This is a genomic window from Halolamina pelagica, assembly GCF_001307315.1.
In the GTDB taxonomy this organism is placed as follows: Archaea; Halobacteriota; Halobacteria; order Halobacteriales; family Haloferacaceae; genus Halolamina; species Halolamina pelagica_B.
In genome coordinates, this window is sequence record NZ_LGUC01000001.1 from 1,465,094 (window position 1) to 1,482,527 (window position 17,434).

Sequence of the window (17,434 nt, forward strand, 5' to 3'; positions counted from 1 at the left end):
CGCCCATGTCCGTCTCGTCGGCCCTCCAGTTCGGGGGGTGCCCTGGGCGCTCCTCCAGCGGCTGTTCGTCGTCGCCGCACTCCTCGGCGGCGGCGCGCTGGCCCTCGCGCTCGACGACGGCCGCCGCCTCGAGCGCCTCCGGGAGCGGTTCGTGCTCGGCGTGCCGTGGGGGACCGTCGTCACCGTCCTGGGCGTTCTCGGAGTGTACCTGTTCGTCCAGAGCGGCTACGCCCACTGGTACCGGCCGGTCGTCCTCCCGTTCCGGGCGTGGTCGTACTTCGAGCCGCTGGGGATGCTCGTCGCCGGCTTCGCCCACGCCGGGCCGGGCCACCTCCTCGGGAACCTCTTCGGCGCGCTGACGCTCGCGCCCATCGTCGAGTACGCGATCGGGCACTATCCGCCGGAAAGCGCCGGCGATCCGGAATCGACGCCGTCGACGCTCCGGGGGCGACTCGCTGCGCTCCGGCGGCGCCCAACGGCTCGGGCGTTCCTCCTCTTCCCGCTCGGCGTCGCCGTCGTCGGCGTCGTGCTCACGATGTTCACCGTCGGCGCCGTGATCGGCTTCTCGGGGTGGTGTTCGCGTTCGCGGGGTTCGCGCTGGCGCGCTACCCGCTCGCGACGGTGCTGGCACTCGTCGGGTCGGACCTGCTGAACCTCGTCTACAGCGCGCTCCGGAACCCCACGATCACCGCGTCGGGGCGCTCGCGGTTCGTCACGCCCTGGTGGGCGGATATCGCGATCCAGGGCCACGCGATCGGATTGCTCGTCGGCGTGGTCCTGGCGGCCGTGGTACTCCGGCATCGTGACGGGGCGACACCCTCGCCGACGCGGCTGTGGACCGGGGGTGTGCTCCTCGCCGCCAGCCAGTCGCTCTGGGCGGTGTACTGGTACCGCGGCGGCACCGAGTACGTGCTCTACCGCGCGGCCGGCCTCGGCCTCGTCGCGCTGGCGGCAACAGCGATCGTCGTCGCCGTCGCCGGCCCGGACTGGTCGCCGTTTTCGGGGACAGCGAGGACCAGACACCAGATAGCGACGAGCCGCGGGTCAGGGACCTCTCGGTGCGACAACTGGGCGTCGTCGCCCTCGTGATCACGGCGGCGCTGTTCTCCGGCCCCGCGGTCGCGGTCAACCTCGTCTCGACGGAGGGCGACCTCCCGGGGAGCCGGCGACCGTGCGCGGCTACGAGGTCACGTACGCCGAGGGGGTCGAGAACGAGATGGTGTCGGCGATCCCCGTCACGCTGTTCGGGGAGACGACCGAGGTCACCACCTCCGGGGTGATCGTCGCCAACCCCGACAGGCGGATCTGGCTCTCGGTCGTGCCACGCGGCCGACTCGCCACCAACGGCCGGGCGACCGTCGTGGTCGGCGGCGTCGGCTGGCGTGACACGGTCACGGCGGTCCGGCGCGGCTGGACCGCCGTCGGCGGCGGCACGGCCTACGCGGTCGCGCTCGGAACCGAGGGTGAGCGGCGGACGGTGTTCACCTCCGCCCCCGCACAGGCCGAGCCACGGATCGCGAACCAGAACGTCTCCGTCGCCCCGGGGAACGACTCGTTCTACCTCCTCGTGAGCGAGGGGAACGATACAGTCCGCCGGCCGCTACCCGAGAGAAACGAGTCGGTGACCGTCCGGAACGTGACGTTCTACGAGCAGGACGAGCGCATCGTCGCCGTCCACGACGGGACGCGGGTTACGGTGCTACGGAAGGAGACGTACAACTGAGCCGATCGGTGGCCGTCGGCGAGTCGCTAGGGGCTGTACGTTGCCGCCACGTCGTCGAGGCGATCGTGGCGCTCGACGGTGTGGGGCGCGGTCAACGGCGAGACGCTGATCTTCCCGTCGATGACCGCGCGTCGGTCCGTGCCGTTCTCGTCGGGGATGTCGCCGTTCTGCATGCGCTGCCAGACGCGGTCCTCGAGTCGGATCGCGTCCCCGTCGAAGTCGGCGGTCATCGCGTACAGCGGCGAAGGGTCGGTGACGACCATCGGCGGCCGCGCCACGGAATCGTCCGGCGCGGGCGCGTTGACGTTGAGGTAGTCGACCTGCTCGAACACGCCGGTGTCGAGCGACCGTTCCACCAGATACGCGGCGGCCTCGCTGGCGCCGGTGTACGCCTCCTTCGGCGGCGTGATCTCCTCGAAGTCCTCGTCGCCGTCGGTGGGACGTACTGGGAGACCGCCATCGCCGGCACGTCGAAAAACGCCGCTTCGACGGCCGCCGAGACGGTGCCGGACCGACCCATCACGTAGGCGCCGAGGTTCGCGCCCTTGTTACAGCCGGCGACGACCATGTCCACGTCGGGACAGAGCGCCTCGATGCCGGCGATGACGCAGTCGACCGGCGTCCCCTCGACGGCGTAGCCGAGGTCGTACTCATGGACCGTCGCCTCGAAGGAGCGGGCCCGGCCAACCGCGCTTTGATTCGAGTACGGCGCGACGGCGATTGGGTCTCCCACCTCCTCGAGAGCCTCGTAGAGCGCCCGGAACCCCGGGCTCTCGATCCCGTCGTCGTTGGTCACCAGAATGCGTGGTTCGCTCATGCCCGCCGATGGGGCGGAACCGCGGTTAAGCGGTTCGACTCCGAATCAGCGCTGGTCCTCGCCGTCGAGGATGGCGCCGAGATCGGCGAGCGAGTCGACGACGAAATCCGGGGTGACGGCGGACCGCTCGACCCGCGACGAGTCGCGAACGCCGGACCGCACGAGCACGGTCGTCATCTCGTCGGCGCCCAGCGCGATGTCGGTGTCGAGGCGGTCGCCGACGACCAGGCAGTCGGCGGGGTCGCAGTCCAGCCGGTTCAGCGCCAACTCCCGGGTGATGCCGTGGGGCTTTCCGAGTACGGCCTCCGGCTCGCGCTCGACGGCACCCGCGACGGCGGCGATCATCGCCCCCGAGCCCGGCACGTCGCCCTCCGCGGCGGGGATGACGGCGTCGGGGTCGGTCCCCACGACGGGGAGATCCTCGGTCCGGATGGTCCGGACGGCGGTGGTGAGCGTGTCGTAGTCGAACTCCCGATCGATCGACACCACTGCCACGTCGACGCCGCGTTCGGGGTTGCCGTGTCGACCCGCGACCACCACGTCGAACCCCGCGCTCGCCAACTGATCGCGGAGGCCGCGCTCGCCGACGAGATACACGGTCTCGCCGGGGTGGTGGCGCCCCAGATACGAGACCGTGCTCGCGCCCGCAGTGAGGATCTCGTCCGGGGCGGCGTCGACGCCCGCGCGTCGGAGTTTCTCGGCGTACGCTGTCGGCGGCCGGGTGGGGTTGTTGGAGACGAACAGCCGCGGGACCGCCCGCGACTCGAGTGCTGCCAACCCTTCGGCGGCGCCCGGGAGTTGCTCCTCACCGCGCACTACGGTCCCGTCGACGTCGAGGATCGCCCCCTGATACGCCATACCCCTGCTACGGCGGCGACCACCAAAAACAGCCGGCTCGGTGTGACTACTCGACGGGGATCTCGACGGCGTCTCGCCCGGTATCGGCCTCGTCGCTTGAGTGGGGGAACAGATCGTCGATCGCCGCCTCGACGTTCCACTTGTTCGCCTTGAACACGGCGTCGAACACCGGGCCCACCACGGGGATCGATCCGCCGACGGCGTCGGCGCTGATCCGGGCCAGCATGCCGAGCAGCGTCGTGAACGACACGCCGAGCCGGGCTGCTTCCACCACGATGTACAGCGAGATCCCCGCACTGAGCGCGTCGCCGACCCCGGGGAGCATCGAGAGCAGGGGATCGACGCCGATCCGGTACTCGATAACCGGAATTTCGACCGACTCGTCGAGCACCATCGCCACGGTGCGCATCCGTTCGAGCGCCGCACGGTCGACTGACTCGGGCACGTCGGCCGGGTCGATACCGTCGAACGCCGCGGCGATCTCGTCACCCATGCATCGGTATACGCGGTTGACGGGGGAAAACGCTGTGGCGGGCCGGTGCCGCCGTGAGTTAAACCCCGTCGGCTCGAAGAGGGTGTATGAGCACGCTCGAAATCGTCGATCGCTGGGACGGTGGGATCAGTTGGACGCTGGCGGAGGAGCTCGACGGCATGCACCGGACCAGCCACGCGATCGAGACGGAGGCGGGCGTCTGGGTGATCGACCCCGTCGACGCCCCCGGGCTCGACGACGAACTCGCCACACTGGGCGACGTTGTGGGGGTGACACTGCTGCTGGACCGTCATAAACGGGACACGGCAGCGGTCGCCGAGCGCCACGACGTTCCGGTGTCACTGCCGAAGGCGCTCACGGGCGTCGCCGACGAACTGGACTGTGAGACGACTGTGTACAGCCGCACGCTCCCGGACACTGAGTTCCAGACGATCACCGTGGTTGACAACCGGCTCTGGCACGAGGTGGCGCTCTACGACCGCGACCGCGGGACGCTGATGGTTCCCGAAGCCGTCGGCTCGGTCGACTTCTTCACGACCGACGTGGAGCGCCTCGGCGTCCATCCGGCGCTGCGGCTGTTCCCGCCGCGGACGGCGCTGGGGTCGCTCTCGCCGGAGCGCGTGCTCGTCGGCCACGGGCCGGGTGTGTTCGATGACGCCGCCAACGCGCTCCGTGTCGCGCTGGCTCGATCGCGAAAGAGTGCGCCGAAGTACTACACCGGCCTGCTGCTGTCGCCGCTGCGGTAAGGCTCCCCAGATTCGGGAATACCAAACTACAACTACGCGACCCCCGGATCCCGGACCGAGATGAGTCGGCTGCAGCTCACCCATATCCAGATCGACAACTACGGCCCGTGGACCGTTGAACCCGAACCCCGCCGGGAGATGGACCTCCAGACGCTCCAGTCCCGGCTATTCGCGGACATCGCGCAGTTCGTCGGCTCCCGCGACGGCTACGCCTTCTTCACCCGTTTCGACAACATGGTCGCCGTCACGAACGGCCTCGACGAGGCGGACCACGAACTCCTCCAGGAGTCGATCGGCAACCGCTACCCGATCTCGGTCAGTCTCGGCACCGCCGTCGATTCGGTGCCGATCGAGGCCCTCGAGGGCGCGACCGAGCGCGTGCAGGAGGCCGGCAGCGCCCAGGATCGCGGCCGCCGCGAGGTCCTGGCCGGCGACTACCGCCCCCGGAGGCCGACGACGTCGCGATCGCGCACTTCGACGTGAACGACGCGACCGGGAAGTACACCGACCGCCTGAACGAGTTCGACTCGTTCATCCGAATCGAGCAGGCCTACGCCAGCCTGATGCGGTACATGCGTGAGGCGCACGGTGCGCTCTCCTTCTTCGTCGGCGGGGACAACGTGATCGCGGTCGTCCCGCAGATGAGCGAGGCGGAGTACGGCGCGGCGATCGATCACGTCAGCGAGGACGCCGACGTGGAGCTCAAGGTCGGTGTCGGCCACGGTCCGACCCCGCACGACGCCGGAATCGCCGCGAAGCACGCGCTCGAAGACTGTCGATACGACGGGACTCGGGTCGAGTTTGCGGGCGGCGAGCATTGAGGCCGGTTTTGCCGCTGTCGTCGTTGAACGGGGGAGTCTGCCCTGCCGATCACCTCACGCGGGCGCCCCAGAGCTACGCGCTCGTCAACAGGAGATATCCAACGAGAGTGAGTGAACAGAGTAGCGTCACCAGGTACACCGCGAAACGTCGCTGGTCGGTGCCAGTCACCGCTTTGGAGAGGATGCGCACGATACCGGCGAGTGCGAGCATCACGCCGACCACCAACGCAGTTTCAGCTGGGGGCACGGCTCTTCACAGCGGAGCAACGACGCCGCGTCGCTTAGCCGTTTTCCCGGGGGCGCTCGGCTGTCCCCTTCCGCAACCGCTTTTTCCGTCGGGCTCTTCGGTCACGTAATGACTGAGCCGGTACCCGTCGCAGTGCCCCGGAAGGGGCGACCGCTGGAGGCGGTGCTGGAGCGGGTCGCCGCCGTCGCCGACACCGAGAACGCCGAGGCGACGGTCGATCAGGTGACCTCCGTTCTCCGCTACGAGAAGGCGATCACGAAAGGCAAACAGACTGCCGAGAAGGGGAGCTACGAACGCCTCGTCGAGTACTCCGACCCGGCCGATCCGTCCGGCCCGGAGTTCACGCTGGTACGGGACGACCGCGAGGGAAAACCGCGGCGGATCGTGTTCGACAGTCTCACCGTCGAACTCGGCGGCACGGCCGTCCATCTGGTCGGTCGGGAGGAGCCGTTCCGTGCGCTGCGGACCCACGAGTTCGCGCTCGGCTTCGACGCCGCTGATCTGGTGCTGGAAGAGGTCGTCTCGCTCGGCCCCGAGGGCGTCTCGAACCTCGCGGCTGTCAACGAGCGCATCGACCCGACGGAGTCCGACGTCCGCGTCGTGACCGGGCTCGGCGACACCGTCTATCACACCCTGCTCGGAACGCCCGAAGTCGTCCCCTCAGGCGGTGAGCTCGATCGGGGGTTCCTCACTACGTACGAGGGAGCGATGTGTATCTCGCCGCGCTACGAACGGTTGGTGGAAGCAGTTCTGGGGATGGACGCGGTCCGGGGTATCGAGTTCGTCTACCCCGAGAACGGGCAGGAGGAGGAGGCGGCGATCGCGGAGGCTGGCGTCGGCGTCTACCTCACCGTGACTGGGAACACGGCCCGCGACCACGGGCTCGTGCTGGGCGAGCAGCTGTTCCCCAGCGAGACTGTGCTGCTTGAGAACACCGCCGAAGTCGACGCCGAGATCGAGGCTGTTCGATCGACCATCACCGGCGGGCTCCGTGAGGAGACGGAGCTCTGGGCGTAGCCGTCCCGGAGTCGTCAGAGCTTACCCGGGTCAGTTCGAGGCCCGGCTATGGATCTCGAAGCTACGTTCGGCCACAGCCAGCCTATCGTCGGGATGGTCCACCTCGATCCGCTCCCGGGCGCCCCGAAGTTCGACGGCGACCGCAACGCCGTGATCGACCGTGCCCGCACCGACGCACGGGCGCTCGAAGCTGGCGGCGTCGACGCCGTGATGGTGGAGAACTTCGGTGACGCGCCCTTCTACCCCGACGACGTGCCCAAACACGTCGTCGCCTCGATGACCCGGGCCGCGGGCGCGGTTGCCGAGGAGGTAGCCCTCCCGGTGGGCGTGAACGTACTCCGGAACGACGCCGCCGCCGATCTCGCAGTCGCCCAGGCCGTCGGTGCCGACTTCATGCGAGTCAACATCCACACCGGCGCTCGCGTTGCCGACCAGGGGATCATCGAGGGCAAAGCCTACGAGACGATGCGTGAGCGAGACCGGCTCGGCGCCGACGTGGCGGTGCTCGCCGACCACGACGTGAAACACTCAGCACCGATCGCCGCGGAAGAGTTCACCGCGGAATCGCTCGCCGACAACGTCGAGCGCGGGCTGGCCGACGCGACGGTCGTCTCCGGGATGGGGACGGGCCACGCCGTCGACCGTGATGAGCTCCAGCAGGCCGCCGACCGCCGGGAGGAGTTCGGGCTGGACGTGCCGCTGTTCGTCGGGAGCGGCGTTACCGCCGACACGGTCGGGGAGATCCTCTCGGTCGCGGACGGCGTCATCGTCGGCACCGCGCTCAAGGCCGGCGACGCCTCCGGCGACCCCGTGAGCGAGGAGCGAACCCGGGAGCAGGTCGCGGCGGCCGACGAGGTCCGGGAGCACTGACCGTCGTCGACGCAGTCGCTCACGAGGCTGGCGAACAGGCGGCCCGTCGACGCCCGAGGCGCGTGCCGCACTCCCGCTGACGCCCCGGGGCTGTTCTCAGCGCATCGACGGTCGTGGCCGCGCTATCCGTGATAAACTCTCGGCTCAGTCCCAAGCTGACGAGACTGGAACCCTGAAAGAAGCCGCTGACGGTGACTTACTTTGGCGAATCCTCGGCGTCTAGCGCGACGCCGACGGCCCCGAGCGCCGAGTCAAGGTCGGGCTCCCGTTCGCTCACAGTCCCCCGAGCCGGAGGCGGCCGTGCTCGGGATCTCGATCCCCTCGACGGGGATGCCGAGCTCCTCCAGCGCGGCGCGCATGTGTTCGTCCTTCACGTACTCGGCGCCGCTCTCGACGCGGTGGGACTGTGCGTGGGCCAGCACCTCGCCCCGGCGGTCGTCGGGGATCTCGAACTTGTCGGCGGCGAGTTCGATCGTGAGGCCGTTGTGGTCACGGGTGTACAGCGAGTGGAACGCGCCGCGGTCGAACTCGTTGTAGCCGTAGCCGTGGTCTTCGAGCCCCTGGGCGATCTCCGGCAGGCGCTCGCCGTCGACGCTGAACGCGAGGTGGTGGACGCCGCCCATTCCGACGCGCTGGGGGCGGTTGTCGGAGTCCCGATCGTCGGTCACGAAGAACGTGATGATCCGGCCGTCGCCGGCGTCGAAGAACAGGTGCGTCGCCTCGGGGTTGTCGAGGTTCGGCTGGCGGAGCACCAGCGGCATCCCGAGGATGTCCCGGTAGTACTCGACGGTGTCCGCCTCGTTGCTCCCGATGAGGGTGATGTGGTCGACGCCGGTGACCCCGACGGGACTGTCGGGTTTCTCGGCGGTGACGGGCACGTCGCTCTCGTCGGCTTGGGTGGGTACGTTGGCCATAGATAGCGCCTACCAGTTGGTTCTCGCTCCACGGCTAAATCGATTCCCGGACGTTCACCACACCCGGTAACGGCAGTGTTAGCTGCCGTTTAGACGCCCAGCCACTCGTCGTTTCGGACCTCGTAGCCGGTGCCCCGAGTGATCTTCGCCCCCTGCCGGCGCACGTCGCGCGACCCCGGGAGTTTCCCCTTCTCCTCGATCCGGTCGACGATCCACTCGGTGATCGCGTGAACGCCCTCATCCTCGTCGATGGCGTCGACCGCCTGGAGCGCCCGGATGGTCTTCTCGTAGGCGTCGCGCTTGCTCGACGAGAACTCCACGTTCGGGATCGTCTCGCTGGCCTCGACGATCCGCTTCATCGCCGACGCCAGCGTCGGTCGCTGGATCCGGCTCCGGATGACGTCCGGATCTTCGAACGTCTCGACGTCGGCGTCGGGGAGCAGCTCCCCGACGGCGTACGTCTCCTGCCCCGCCGTGACGCGTCGTTCGCCGACGGCGTCGACGACCTCCGCGCCGGTCGCGGGAAAGAAACGGTCTCCAGTTCTTCCTCGATCTCGTCGAGTTCGGCGTCGTCGACGGGCGGCTCGGTCTCGTCGTAGCGCTCCAGTTCGGCCTGGATCGCTCGCTCACGCTGTCGCCGCTCGGCGTCGTGGGCCTGCTTGTCTCGGCCTTGCTTGTCGTCTGCCATACGTCAACGTACAAGGCGAGGGAAGATAACCCTGTGCCCGAACTGATGATTTCGGCTATTCAGTCCGTTCGCTCGGAGAGGAAGGCCGAGACGGCGGCTCGGTCGGGGAGTCCGCCGCGAGCCCCTTCGGCGCGACAGTTCAGCGCCGCCGCGGCTGCGGCGAACTGACCGGCTTCCACGGCGTCGTCGCCGCCGAGCAGCCAGCGTTCGGCCAATGCCGCAGTGAACGCGTCGCCCGCCCCCGTCGTGTCGACCGCGGCGACGTCGAACGCGACGATCCGGGTCCGCTCGTCGCCGTCGAACAGCGTCGCGCCGTCGGTACCGAACGTGACCGCCCCCGGCTGCACCCGCGTTCGCGGAGCACGTCGGCGGCCTCGTGGCCCGGGCAATCGAGGTACGACTCCGCGGCGAGTTCGGCCGTGACGAACAGGTCGGCGATCTCGACCACGCGGTCGATCGTCGCCGGCTCCGTCCCGCGGTCCCGGAGCTCCTCGATCGGTCCCGAGAGGTCGAACGCGAGCGCCGGCCCGTTCGGTTCGGCCGCGATCTCGACGATCTCGCTCGTCACTGGGTCCGGCGTGTAGGCTGTCACGAATACGGCGTCGGCGGCGCGGATCGCGTCGCGATCGGCGTCGTCCAACCGGAGCCGGACTGTCGAGTCCCCCGCCGTCACGATCATCCGCTCGCCGTCCGGGGCGCGGAGGATGACGCAGTGGGTCGTCGTTCCGGGGCCGCGCCGGAGCAGCGCTGTCGACACCGGGCCGGCGTCGAGATCGGCGAGCACGCGGTCGCCCAGGTCGTCGTCGCCGAGGCGGGCGAGCAGCGCGCTGTCGCGGCCGAGCCGGGCCACGCCGGTCGCGACGTTGGCACCGACGCCCCCGAAGCGTTCGCTCACCTCGCGGGCGAACGCCCCGCCGTCTGGGGCGGGCAGGTTCGTCACGCCGTAGAAGCGATCGACCGTCGCTGCACCGACGGCGACGAAGTCGGGATCCGTGTCGGTGTCGGCTGTGGAGGCGGTGTCGGCTGGCGGAACGTCGTCGCCGGCGTCGCTCATACTCGCGCTCTGTCGCGGCCGCGATAAGTGCACGGCGGTCGACGCGGGGCGTCGCAGTCGCGCGAATGAGCGAAGGCCTAAGTCGGTGTCGCCCGACTACCGGGAGCGTGAACGACGACACGAACCGACGCGGAAGCGACGGCGAGCGAGGGGGAGCGCGGCCATGACGGTCTCACTGACCGACGTGCGCGAGGCCCGCGAGCGTATCGGGCGCGTCGAGCGGATGCGCGAGACGCCAGTCAGACAGAGCGCCACGCTGGGCGAAACCGTCGGCGCCGACGTGTGGCTCAAACTCGAACACTTCCAGAAAACCGGCTCGTTCAAGCCCCGAGGCGCGTACAACTGTATCTGCCAGATCGCCGAGCGGGGCGAGGCTGATCGCGTGGTCGCCGCCAGCGCGGGCAACCACGCCCAGGGGGTCGCGTTCGCGGCGACGGAGTGCGGGCTCGACTCGCTGGTGTTCATGCCCGAGACGGCGCCGCAGGCCAAGATCGACGCGACCCGAGGGTACGGGGCGACGGTCGAACTCCGGGGGACACGTTCGCGGACGCGATGGCGGCGGCCCAGGAGCGCGCCGACGAGCCCGGAGCCGCGTTCGTCCACGCCTACGACGACGCGGACGTGATCGCCGGGCAGGGAACGCTCGGCCTCGAACTGCTGGAGCAGGTGCCCGACCCCGACACAGTCGTCGTCCCTATCGGCGGCGGCGGGCTGATCTCCGGGGTGGCGACGGCGATGCAGGCCGCCGAGAGTGACGTACGCGTCGTCGGCGTCCAGGCCGAGGACGCCGCGACGGCGCCACAGAGCCTCCGGAAGGGCGAACCCGTCGAGAACGAGAACCCCAACACCATCGCCGACGGCATCGCGACCGGGAGTCTCTCGGACCAGACGTTCGAGATCATCCAGGACCGGGTCGACGAGGTGGTCACTGTCGACGACACCGAAATCGCGAACGCGACGCTCTGGCTGCTCGAGCGCACCAAACAGATGGTCGAGGGCGCCGCGGCGGCCTCGGTCGCCCCGCTGCTCTCCGGCGAACTCGACGTCGACGGGACGGTCGTGCCGCTGCTCTGTGGCGGCAACATCGACATCGCGACGCTCCAGGACGTGCTGACCCGCGCGCTCGTCGACCGGCGTCAGTTCGTCACGATCCGCATCCGGATCGACGATCGGCCCGGCGTGCTGGGGGAGCTCGCCTCCCTGTTCGGCAAGCACGACACCAACATCCGCGACGTGCGCCACGACCGCTCCGAACAGGGGCTCCCGGTGGGCGAAGCAGACATCGTCGCCCGGCTGACGACGCCCAGCGAGGCCGCTATCGAGCGCATCGTCGAGGACATCGAAAACGCCGGCTACACGGTGCGGGACGTGGGCCCGTCGTAGCGGTCTCGCCGCGCCGGACCTCCTACTTCTCGCCGTCGACGCGCTCCCACGCCGCCGACGAGTCCAGCGCCGGACGCGCCTCGCGGAACTCCGTCTGGATCGCGCCGTAGAACCGACTCCGACCCACTGGGCTGCGCAGGCGGAGCACCAGGGTTTCGTCGGTCGCCTCGAACGCCGTCAGCGACCACCCGCCGCCCGCGTGGCGCCACTCTCCGAGCCGCCGAGCGTCGTCGGCGATCTGGCTACCGAGCTTCCAACTCTGGCGCGTGAGGTTGTGGAGGTCGAGCGGGACGGCGTCGGGCAGCGACGACGGTGTCGAATCGTCGCACGGTGCATGTGTCGCCATACCACGCAACAGGAGGTGGAGAACCAAAAGTCGCTCCCTTCCGGCCCGCCCGATGCCGACAGTGCGCTCGGCTGTGCCGGCAGTCGTCAACTCTGGTGGCCAGCCGTGGTCGGTTTGTTCGGCGCCGCTGTAGGCGCTTTCCCCGGAGAAGCAAACACCTCGGATTTCGAACTTGAATCCGTTTCAGCGAACGTTCATACTGCCCCGTGACGTACGACGGATTGCATGTCTGACTACGAGCTGCCGCCGCTTCCGTACGACTACGACGCACTGGAACCGTCCATTAGCGAGCAGGTGCTGACGTGGCATCACGACACCCACCATCAGGGCTACGTCAACGGCTGGAACAGCGCCGAGGAGACGCTCGCGGAGAACCGCGAGAACGGCGAGTTCGGCTCGTCGCCGGGCGCGATCGGCGACGTGACCCACAACGGGTCGGGGCACATCCTCCACGACCTGTTCTGGAAGAACATGAGCCCCGAGGGCGGCGACGAGCCGTCGGGCTCCCTCCGAGACCGTATCGAGGAGGACTTCGGCTCCTACGAGGCCTGGAAGGGCGAGTTCGAGGCCGCTGCCGGCGCCGCCGGCGGGTGGGCGCTGCTCGTGTACGACTCCTACAGCAACCAGCTCCGCAACGTCGTCGTCGACAAGCACGACCAGGGCGCGCTCTGGGGCTCGCACGCGATTCTGGCGCTTGACGTGTGGGAGCACTCCTACTACTACGACTACGGTCCCGCCCGTGGCGACTTCGTCGACGCGTTCTTCGACGTGGTCGACTGGGACGAGCCGTCGGCCCGCTACGAGCAGGCCGTCGAGCTGTTCGAGTAACCCAGCCGCGGCGAGTGACCGGCAGCGGTCCCCGGACCGCTGCACGAAAGTCGATGTCGTGGCTGTGTAAACCAGCGACGGCGCGTGCCCTGTCGCCGCCTCCGTGTGGCGATCACGAAACTCGATGCCGTGGCTGTGTGAGCCAGCCTCTCCCGCTTCGGCACCCCGCTGACGCTCCCCCTCCCGTCGACGCCGGCTTCGCCGGTTGGCGCCCCGCCGGCGGCTCAGAACGAGAGGTGTGAGGTCGAACTCGGCCCGTCGTCGTCGTCCAACCCGCCCTCGTGGAGGTACGTGTACCCGTCGTCGACCAGAAACACCGCGCCGTCCCTGACTTCGATATCGATCGGGCGCAGTGACGACCCCGCGGCGGGACCGTTCTCGCAGTCGCCCGCACAGGCGTCGAACAGCGACCCGTGTTTGGGACAGATGAGCTCGCCGTCCCGGATCGCTGCCCCGCGACCGGTGTCGAAGCGCTGGTCCTCGTGGGGGCAGGTGTTGAGCCAGGCCTCGACCCCCGGCTCCGCCTCGCAGGGGACGAGAATAGCCTCTCGTTCGTTGGTGAACGCGTCCGCCACGCTGAACAGGTACGAGCCGTGCTCCGGGACCGCTTCGACGGCCGCGACGTGCGTCCCACGCATCGACGGCACGTCGCCGCGCGCCGACAAAAGCATAGCGCCGCCGTGTTCGGGGGCGTGGTGCCGTCGGGCAACGCTTTTAGCCGTGCCCACCCTGGCTCTCACAGATGCAACGGGAGTCGGTGCTGCGCGTCGATCTCACGCGGGGGTCGCCAGCCGCGAGACCGTTCCCGAACGCTGGCGACGCCGCTACCTCGGGGGAAGGGACTCGGCGCACGCTATCTCTACGAGGAGCTCCCAGTCGACGCCGACCCGCTCGGGCCCGAGAACCGCCTCTGTTTCGCGCTCGGCCCGCTCTCGGGCTACCTTCCGGGTGAGACGCGCTACGCCGCGGTGACCAAATCGCCGCTGACCGGCGGCTTTCTCGACTCCTACGCCGGCGGCCAGTTCCCGCTCGCCCTGGCCGACGCGCTGCCTGACTGTCTGGCCGTGATCGTCCAGGGCGCCGCCGACCACCCGACGACGCTGGTCATCGAGGACGGCGATGCCGAACTCGTAGCCGCGGAGAACTGGGGCGCCGACACCGTCGAGACCGCGGAGGCCTACCCGGACGCGAGCGTCGCCTGTATCGGCCCGGCGGGGGAGAACCAGGTGGCCTACGCCACCGTCGCCTCCGACGCGGGCGAGCACCACGCCGGCCGCGGCGGCGTCGGCGCCGTGATGGGCGCGAAGCGACTGAAAGCCGTCGTGGCCCGCGGTGACCGACCCGAGATCCCGCCCGCGATCGAGCAGCTGCGCGAGCGGACCGACGCCGAGTACGCCGACCACGCGACCGGCCGCTGGCAGGCCGCCAGCGGCACCCTCGAGTCAGTCGAGTTCGCCGACGAGGTGGGCGCACTCGCGACGGAGGGCTGGCAGGCCGGGCGGTTCGAGGGTAGCGAAGGCGTCGGCATCGACGCCGCACGCGACGCCGCGGTCGAGCGCGAGCGCCCGGACGACCGCGTGCCCGGCGGGTTCCGAGTCGACACCGAGGAGGGCGAGAGCGTCCCCCGCGGCGCGGCGTCGATCAGCCTCGGTGCGGGGCTCGGGATCGACGACTTCGACGCCGTCGCGGCGCTTGGCGCCGCCTGCGACCACCTCGGCGTGGACGTGATCGAGTCGGGCAGCGCCGTCTCGTGGACCGTCCTCGCCGCCGAGGCCGACCTCGTCGACGAGTCGGTGGCGTTCGGCGACGAGGCGGCGGCCCGCGACCTCGTCGAGCGCATCGCTCGGCGCGAGGACCCGCTCGCGGACGCGCTGGCCGACGGCGTCGCCGAGGCGGCCGCGTTCGTCGAACGCGAGGCCGAAACGGGCGGCGCCACCGCGGCCGATGCCGAACTCTCCGGCGAGGAGCTGGTGCCGACCGTGAAGGCGATGGCGCTGCCGGGGTACGACCCCCGAGGCGCCGAGGGATGGCGCTGGCCTACGCGACGAGTGACCGCGGCGGCTGTCACCGGCGCGCCCGTCCGGTGTCACCGAGGAGGAGGTGTTTCACGACCGCACTCTGGCAGAGACCGTCCGAGAGGTTGCTGACGCCCAGACCGCCCGTTCGGTGCTCTGGAGTCTCGTCGCCGACGACTTCCTGGGTGACGTGCTCCGGGATGATCTGGGCGCCGAGTGGCTCCGTGCGGTCGGTATCGACCACGACGCCGAGTCGCTCGCGCGGGCGGGCGAGCGGATCTGGACGCTGATCCGGCTGTTCAACGCCCGCGAGGGGTTCGACCGCGCGGACGACGGCCTGCCGGCCCGCCTGCGACAGGCCCGCGCCGACGGCGCCGCCGTCGACCCCGACGCGTTCCAGCGCACGCTCGAAGCGTACTACGAGTACCGCAGCTGGGGGCGTGACGGCCTGCCGACCTGCGAACTGGTCGCGGCGCTCGACCTCGAGCGCGTCGTCGACGGGGCGACGCCGCTCTCGGCGGACACCCCCGTCGCCGCTGCCGGCGACCCGACTGTACCCGAGGACACACAGACAGAATGACCGACAGGATCGATCTCGACGATGTCGAACAGCCCGACGAGGAGCGCGACGCCGACCAGCCCAACCCCGGAGACTGGCTCTGGCGCGGCGAGGGATCGCCCGACGAGGAGCCAGATGCCCCGGAGCGGAGCGTCGACATCGGCGCCGACGACTTCGAAGCCGCCGACGCCGCCACCCCCGGATCCCCCGCGAGAACGACGACAGACCGGTCGGCGTCCCCGTCGAGGGCGGCGGCGCCGGTGGGGCGCCGGCGAGTTCGGGTAGCAGTCCGACCGGCGGCGTCCCCCGAGCGACGACGGTGAGGGGCGCGAGGAGACCGATACGAGCGAGGACCCCGCGAACACCGGCGAGACACCTAGCCGCGCGTGGGGGAGGCCGCGCGGGAACACGGCGACGCCGCCGGGGCGACCGAACCCGGCGGCGCTCAGCCCGGAACGCCCTCGGGTGGCGACGGCGCCACGCCGAGCGCGAGTCGGACGGCTGAGGGGCACAGTCGAGGGGAAGAGTGGGAGAACGCCCAGCCCGTCGAGCAGTCCGAGTCGACGCCGGGTGCGGCCTCCCACGGCTCGGCGCCGACCCGGACCGCCGACATGACGATGGCGTTCTCCTACCGGGCGATCCGACGGTTCGAGAACGTTCACGCCGTGCTCGCCGACGCCGAGAACTGGACCGACTACCTCGGCATCGTCGGCGACGTGGACGCGACGGTGATCAACAAGTACCAGCGCGACAACGTGCTGGATCTCGACTTCTTCAACGGCTCCGGCACGGGGCCCGCCGAGCGACTCGCGGCCGTCGGGCCGAACTCGATGTTCCACGCCGAGCGCATGGTGCTCGTCGGCGTCGACGAGCGCGAGCAGGCGTGGGCCGAGGAGGCCGACTGGGAGTTCATGCCGCTCGAGACGGCGGCCGAGGAGGCCGACTGGGCGCTCGCGGAGAACTGATCGCTGCCGACCCTGGGGTTTTTGACTCGACGGCTCAATGTCCCAGCTATGAGTCTGACAGACGCGTTCGAGCGGTCCCGAACCCTGACGGTGGGACTACTGGTCGCGATCGCCTGGTTGGTGTTCTCCGTCGCCCGCGTCCTGGGTCAGTTCGACTACTGGGCGCCCGAACCGGCCGGTATGACGCCCGAAGCGGGGGTCATCGGCGTGCTCGTGATGGCGGCGACTATCCTGTTCGCCACGCTGGTGCTGGGCGCCTTCGAGAGCGACGAGCCCGCCCCCGAAGCGTGGCCGCCCGAGGACGCCGCTGAATAATGCAGTACGTCTGTACCGAGTGTGACACCATGGCCCGGTTCGGCGCCGAGACCGGTCCCGTGAACACCGAGTGTCTCGTCTGCGAGGCGGTAACCCGCTGGGAGCCCGCCTTCGAGGGCGAGGCACAGGGGGTGTCGTTCTGATGGCGCTGACGGTCAGTATCGGCGACCGGCTCGCCGCCGCCGCCGCGGAGTGGGCCGACCAGCGCATGCTCGACGACGAGGACGCGCTGGAACAGAAGCTCGAACAGGCGCTGCTCGAGGTCGAACATCTCGCCTCCGGCACCACCGAAATCGAGTTCGAACTCGACGATCGGACGCTCCACTACGCACCGAGTGACGAGCTCGAGGAGCTCCTCGACGAACAGGCCGAGCGTGTCGACGCCGAGCCCGCCGCGGTGCTCGAACTGCATCTCGAACTGTTCGCGCGGACGTTCCTCCCGAGGACTCGGTCCAGCCGGGCGCCGGCCCGGGCGCGCCGGTCGACGACTGGTGAGGGAAAACGACTAAGCCCCGTCGGTCTAACTACCCCTATGGCTCACAAGGACAGTGGCTGGCGTCCGGATGGGGCGATGGACGCGTTCGGCGGATACGAGGTCTGGGAGTACAACCTCGGCCCCCACGAGATCAACGAGGGCCAGGTCGACGGCGAGATAGACTTCGAGAAGTACGCCGACGAGGACGGCTTCGCCACGTCGGTCGACGAGCTCGACGACAAGTAACACGTTCGCCGGTTCTTCTGTGAGGAGCGAGAGAGTAGTGATCGCTGGGCGTCG

Annotated in this window: 19 protein-coding genes and 6 pseudogenes; 15 read left to right on the forward strand and 10 right to left on the reverse strand. The window is 69.7% G+C overall.

All coding sequences use genetic code 11. The features are described 5' to 3' along the window. The first annotated feature begins 37 nt into the window (after nucleotides 1-37). From SY89_RS18270 to SY89_RS18280, 3 genes are all read left to right on the forward strand, one after another. Nucleotides 38-652 (forward strand): hypothetical protein, encoded by a 615-nt coding sequence (locus SY89_RS18270; protein WP_054583775.1) that lies wholly within the window; start codon nucleotides 38-40, stop codon nucleotides 650-652. Further along, nucleotides 574-1,089, forward strand: coding sequence for a hypothetical protein (locus SY89_RS18275; RefSeq protein WP_239685544.1), 516 nt, complete (start codon nucleotides 574-576; stop codon nucleotides 1,087-1,089). Before SY89_RS18270 ends, SY89_RS18275 begins: the two co-directional genes overlap by 79 nt. Before the next feature lie 82 nt (nucleotides 1,090-1,171). Beyond that, entirely contained in the window at nucleotides 1,172-1,723 is a 552-nt protein-coding gene (locus SY89_RS18280) for a hypothetical protein (protein WP_054583777.1), read from the forward strand. 26 nt (nucleotides 1,724-1,749) lie between these two features. On the opposite strand, the pseudogene surE reads toward SY89_RS18280, so the two are convergent. The 3 genes and pseudogenes from surE to SY89_RS07750 form a co-directional block, all read right to left on the reverse strand. Beyond that, nucleotides 1,750-2,540 (reverse strand): annotated as a pseudogene (surE, locus tag SY89_RS07740) (5'/3'-nucleotidase SurE). Nucleotides 2,541-2,585: 45 nt separating this feature from the next. Beyond that, the gene (locus SY89_RS07745) at nucleotides 2,586-3,398 is read right to left on the reverse strand and encodes an HAD-IIA family hydrolase (protein WP_054583778.1); all 813 of its coding nucleotides are present in this window, start codon (nucleotides 3,396-3,398) and stop codon (nucleotides 2,586-2,588) included. Nucleotides 3,399-3,444: 46 nt separating this feature from the next. After that, a complete protein-coding gene (locus SY89_RS07750) occupies nucleotides 3,445-3,891 on the reverse strand; it encodes a DUF4112 domain-containing protein (protein WP_054583779.1) in 447 nt (148 codons plus the stop codon). 86 nt (nucleotides 3,892-3,977) lie between these two features. On the opposite strand from SY89_RS07750, the gene SY89_RS07755 reads away from it, so the two are divergent. Next, nucleotides 3,978-4,637: a hypothetical protein gene (locus SY89_RS07755; protein ID WP_054583780.1), complete on the forward strand. Its 660-nt coding sequence runs from the start codon at nucleotides 3,978-3,980 to the stop codon at nucleotides 4,635-4,637. A 60-nt stretch (nucleotides 4,638-4,697) separates the two neighbouring features. Then, a pseudogene (locus SY89_RS07760) lies at nucleotides 4,698-5,458 on the forward strand (GTP cyclohydrolase III). 73 nt (nucleotides 5,459-5,531) lie between these two features. Here the strand turns inward: SY89_RS07760 and SY89_RS17215 are convergent. After that, complete coding sequence (locus tag SY89_RS17215; RefSeq protein ID WP_189319133.1) at nucleotides 5,532-5,669, reverse strand: hypothetical protein; 138 nt, start codon at nucleotides 5,667-5,669, stop codon at nucleotides 5,532-5,534. A gap of 144 nt (nucleotides 5,670-5,813) precedes the next feature. Here SY89_RS17215 and SY89_RS07765 point away from each other — a divergent pair, with 144 nt between their 5' ends. Then, nucleotides 5,814-6,722 carry a hypothetical protein gene (locus tag SY89_RS07765; RefSeq protein ID WP_054583781.1) on the forward strand — a complete coding sequence of 303 codons (909 nt, stop codon included), beginning with the start codon at nucleotides 5,814-5,816 and terminating at the stop codon, nucleotides 6,720-6,722. 48 nt (nucleotides 6,723-6,770) lie between these two features. Then, the gene (locus SY89_RS07770; RefSeq protein WP_054583782.1) at nucleotides 6,771-7,592 is read left to right on the forward strand and encodes a BtpA/SgcQ family protein; all 822 of its coding nucleotides are present in this window, start codon (nucleotides 6,771-6,773) and stop codon (nucleotides 7,590-7,592) included. Nucleotides 7,593-7,843: 251 nt separating this feature from the next. Here SY89_RS07770 and SY89_RS07775 read toward each other — a convergent pair whose 3' ends face one another. From SY89_RS07775 to SY89_RS18290, 4 genes and pseudogenes are all read right to left on the reverse strand, one after another. Next, entirely contained in the window at nucleotides 7,844-8,506 is a 663-nt protein-coding gene (locus SY89_RS07775; protein ID WP_054583783.1) for a VOC family protein, read from the reverse strand. A gap of 89 nt (nucleotides 8,507-8,595) precedes the next feature. Further along, nucleotides 8,596-9,194 (reverse strand): annotated as a pseudogene (locus tag SY89_RS19565) (DUF5789 family protein). 59 nt (nucleotides 9,195-9,253) lie between these two features. Further along, complete coding sequence (locus tag SY89_RS18285) at nucleotides 9,254-9,541, reverse strand: carbohydrate kinase family protein (RefSeq protein ID WP_239685545.1); 288 nt, start codon at nucleotides 9,539-9,541, stop codon at nucleotides 9,254-9,256. 251 nt (nucleotides 9,542-9,792) lie between these two features. Further along, nucleotides 9,793-10,248, reverse strand: a pseudogene (locus SY89_RS18290) (carbohydrate kinase family protein); the annotation flags it as partial. A 163-nt stretch (nucleotides 10,249-10,411) separates the two neighbouring features. Between SY89_RS18290 and ilvA the strand changes: the two are divergent. Further along, nucleotides 10,412-11,631: pseudogene (ilvA, locus tag SY89_RS07790) on the forward strand (threonine ammonia-lyase). Nucleotides 11,632-11,653: 22 nt separating this feature from the next. Here ilvA and SY89_RS07795 read toward each other — a convergent pair. Then, nucleotides 11,654-11,977 (reverse strand): hypothetical protein, encoded by a 324-nt coding sequence (locus SY89_RS07795; RefSeq protein ID WP_054583784.1) that lies wholly within the window; start codon nucleotides 11,975-11,977, stop codon nucleotides 11,654-11,656. A 225-nt stretch (nucleotides 11,978-12,202) separates the two neighbouring features. Here SY89_RS07795 and sod point away from each other — a divergent pair, with 225 nt between their 5' ends. Continuing rightward, on the forward strand, nucleotides 12,203-12,805 hold the full coding sequence (sod, locus tag SY89_RS07800; protein WP_054583785.1) for a superoxide dismutase: 603 nt from the start codon (nucleotides 12,203-12,205) through the stop codon (nucleotides 12,803-12,805). Between the two features lie 224 nt (nucleotides 12,806-13,029). On the opposite strand, the gene SY89_RS07805 is transcribed toward sod, so the two are convergent. Further along, on the reverse strand, nucleotides 13,030-13,443 hold the full coding sequence (locus SY89_RS07805) for a Rieske (2Fe-2S) protein (protein ID WP_054583786.1): 414 nt from the start codon (nucleotides 13,441-13,443) through the stop codon (nucleotides 13,030-13,032). Nucleotides 13,444-13,547: 104 nt separating this feature from the next. On the opposite strand from SY89_RS07805, the pseudogene SY89_RS07810 reads away from it, so the two are divergent. From SY89_RS07810 to SY89_RS18295, 6 genes and pseudogenes are all read left to right on the forward strand, one after another. After that, nucleotides 13,548-15,400, forward strand: a pseudogene (locus tag SY89_RS07810) (aldehyde ferredoxin oxidoreductase family protein). Beyond that, entirely contained in the window at nucleotides 15,397-15,702 is a 306-nt protein-coding gene (locus tag SY89_RS07815; RefSeq protein ID WP_054583787.1) for a hypothetical protein, read from the forward strand. Before SY89_RS07810 ends, SY89_RS07815 begins: the two are co-directional and overlap by 4 nt. A 63-nt stretch (nucleotides 15,703-15,765) precedes the next feature. Next, entirely contained in the window at nucleotides 15,766-16,344 is a 579-nt protein-coding gene (locus SY89_RS07820; RefSeq protein WP_054583788.1) for a DUF7124 domain-containing protein, read from the forward strand. 48 nt (nucleotides 16,345-16,392) lie between these two features. Next, on the forward strand, nucleotides 16,393-16,659 hold the full coding sequence (locus SY89_RS07825; protein WP_054583789.1) for a hypothetical protein: 267 nt from the start codon (nucleotides 16,393-16,395) through the stop codon (nucleotides 16,657-16,659). Next, entirely contained in the window at nucleotides 16,659-16,802 is a 144-nt protein-coding gene (locus tag SY89_RS17220) for a hypothetical protein (RefSeq protein ID WP_189319134.1), read from the forward strand. Before SY89_RS07825 ends, SY89_RS17220 begins: the two co-directional genes overlap by 1 nt. Then, entirely contained in the window at nucleotides 16,802-17,380 is a 579-nt protein-coding gene (locus SY89_RS18295; protein ID WP_239685546.1) for a hypothetical protein, read from the forward strand. The genes SY89_RS17220 and SY89_RS18295 overlap by 1 nt, the downstream gene beginning before the upstream one ends. The last annotated feature ends 54 nt before the right edge of the window (nucleotides 17,381-17,434 follow it).